Here is a 2,848-nt window from a genome sequence, read left to right on the forward strand (position 1 = left end):
TCCGGTCGGGGTGTCTGAGGGGTCTGTTTCTGACACGCCGGTCCTGGTACCTGGACTTTTCGGCATCGACGCCACCCTCCGACCCCGAAGTCCCGACCAAACGGGCCTTCCTTGCGGATTTCGGGTATGGTTCCCCCTCAGGAACACGTAACCCGCTGTTTTCAGAACCGTCCACCAGATCGGGAAGCCCGATGCCAACAAGGTTTTTTATCCCCAAAATCTCAAAAATAGAACCAATCAAAATTTTAGTACCTAGGGAAACCCCCCGGCTTTGCCGGGGGTACATGACGGCAAAATAGGGGGATCAGTCAAATTCACATTTGTAATCCCGTTTCTTCTGATGTATTAGAATAAGAGGGATTCTTTTTTTCCGACCGGTGACGCTGCCGGATCGGCGGTTGTGCGGGGCCTGGTTGCCGTTCAGGATCTCAAGGGGGGGGGATGTTTCAGGAAAACGAGGTCATAACACTTCTCATCGGCACCGTCGGGGTTGTCTTCGTATTCATAAAGCGCAGGGTGCTGGCGCAATCCGTACCGTCGTGGAGATGGCTGCTCGCCGCCTATTTTTACCTTTATATCGCCTGGGCCTTCACCGTTCTGGAAGGTCTGTTTCTCCCCCGGACCTTTAACGTCCTGGAACACACCGCATATATGCTTTCCTCTTTCCTAATAGCCATCTGGGCGATCAAGGCGCTGGTTGCCGCCAGTGAGGAAGAGCCGTGAGTCCCGTCGGCATCCTCGACTTCCTGGCTTTGACCGGTTCCGCGACGGCTCTTATAGCGGTCCTGTTTTTCGGACGGGGACGCCTGGGCCGGAACACCCTGACAGCTTTCATCATTCTTCTCTGCCTGGCCGTGGTGCACGGCGTTTTGGGTTTTATGGAAAGGGTCGGGACATCCGTGTTGCCCGGTTCGGTCAAGGATTTCCTGGAGGTCCTGTGGGCCGTGGCCTGGTCTCTGGTCCCGGTCTCCTTCATCCAGACCCGGTCAGAGCGAGTCCTGCGAGAATCCGGGGAGCGCTACCGCGGCCTTGTTGAAAACAGCCACGCCGGCATCAGCGTCGTCCAGGACGGCAAGTTTGTCTTCGTCAGCGAGAGGCTGGCGGAGATCAGGGGACACACGGTCGACGAGATGATCGGGCGTTCGCCGCTGGAGTTCCTTCTTCCGGAAGATGTAGCCATCATGGAGAGGAACATGCTGTTACGATCGGCCGGCCAGCCGGTCGAAGAGCGCTACACGGTGCGGGCCCTGCATGCCGATGGGAGCACCAGGTACCTGGACATCATCTGGTCGCGCGTGACCTGGTGCGGAAAACCGGCGTCCCTGGGCAACATCGTGGACGTCACCGATCAGAAGATCATCGAGCAGGCGCTGAAGGAGTCCGAGGAACGGTACAAGCTGCTCGTGGAAAAAAGCCATGCCGGCGTCAGCCTGACCCAGGGCGGAAAGCTCATCTACGCCAGTCCCCGCCTGGCCAAGATCTGCGGCCGGTCCGTTGAGGAAATGGTCGGACGTTCGCCCCTTGAGTTCCTTCATTCCGAAGACGCCCATCTCATGGAGAGGAACATGACGAACCGCCCCGCCGGGCTACCGGCGGACGACCGCTACACCGTCCGTGTCAAGCGAAAGGACGGGACAGAGTGTTACCTGGACATCATCGGATCGCTCATCACCTGGGACGGCAAACCCACATCCCTTGGCAACATCGTGGACGTCACCGATCAGAAGATCATCGAGCAGGCGCTTCAGGAGTCCGAGGAACGTTTCCGCACCGTTTTCTACGCCAATCCCGAATGCATCTCCCTCACCAGCCTGGAGGACGGCTGTTTTGTGGATATCAACGACAGCTTCCTGAAAATGCTCGGTTTAAACAGGGAGGATGCCATAGGGCACACGTCGCTGGAACTCGGCCTCTGGAAGGACCGTCACTCTCGCGAGGTGTTCAGGGACATCCTGAAATCGCAAGGTTTTGCCGAGAGCTTCGAGGCGGACTTTGCCTGTGCCGGCGGCATTGTGCGGCCCGTTTTGATCTCGGGCAGGGTTATCCGGCTCCAGGGGGAGCCGCTGATCCTGGCGATCGTGAGGGATATCATGCGCCTCAAGCAGGCGGAGACCACCGTCCGCAGGTCTCTGGAAGAGAAGGAGACCCTCCTGCGTGAGATCCACCATCGCGTCAAAAACAACCTCCAGGTCATCTCCGGCCTGCTCAACCTGCAGGCACGCTACATTAACGACGAGGCCAGCCGCGGTGTGTACAAGGATAGCCAGAACCGGGTCATTTCCATGGCGCTTATCCACGAGAAGCTATACCAGGCGAGGGACCTTTCCAGGATCAACTTCGGGGATTACATCCGGCATCTGGCCCAGAACCTTTTCGTCTCCTACGGGATGAAGGGAGGGAAGGTCGGGTTCGTGCTGGATGCCGAACCGACATCCATGGTCGTGGATACGGCCATCCCCTGTGGGCTCATCGTCAACGAACTGATATCCAATGCGATCAAGCACGCCTTTCCCGGGGGCCGTGCCGGGGAGATCCGCGTCAGCTTCCGGAAGCTGAACGGAGAAAAAACCTATGAGCTGATCGTCTGCGACGACGGTGTGGGCTTTCCGGATGGCGTGGACCTTTACCGATCCGGTTCCCTGGGTCTGAAGCTGGTGAGGATCCTGGTCGAGCAGCTGGGGGGCACTCTCAAGGTAAACAATGACGGTGGGGTCTTTTTCCGCATACGTTTCAAGGAATACAGGGAAGCCGGCACAGTATTGATGTGAAGGTTGATGGACTCGCAAAAAGTCCATCAACGCGCCCCGCGCGGGGCGCCCAAATCAATGACCGATGAAAGCAGGCGCGT

At 58.1% G+C, this 2,848-nt stretch carries 2 protein-coding genes; both read left to right on the forward strand.

The genetic code is table 11. The features are described 5' to 3' along the window. The first annotated feature begins 441 nt into the window (after positions 1 to 441). The gene (locus P1S46_12080) at positions 442 to 723 is read left to right on the forward strand and encodes a hypothetical protein (protein ID MDF1537208.1); all 282 of its coding nucleotides are present in this window, start codon (positions 442 to 444) and stop codon (positions 721 to 723) included. Then, on the forward strand, positions 720 to 2,768 hold the full coding sequence (locus tag P1S46_12085) for a PAS domain S-box protein (protein MDF1537209.1): 2,049 nt from the start codon (positions 720 to 722) through the stop codon (positions 2,766 to 2,768). The genes P1S46_12080 and P1S46_12085 overlap by 4 nt, the downstream gene beginning before the upstream one ends. Positions 2,769 to 2,848: the final 80 nt, after the last annotated feature.

The sequence above is a fragment of the bacterium genome (genome assembly GCA_029210545.1).
GTDB lineage: Bacteria > BMS3Abin14 > BMS3Abin14 > BMS3Abin14 > BMS3Abin14 > JARGFV01.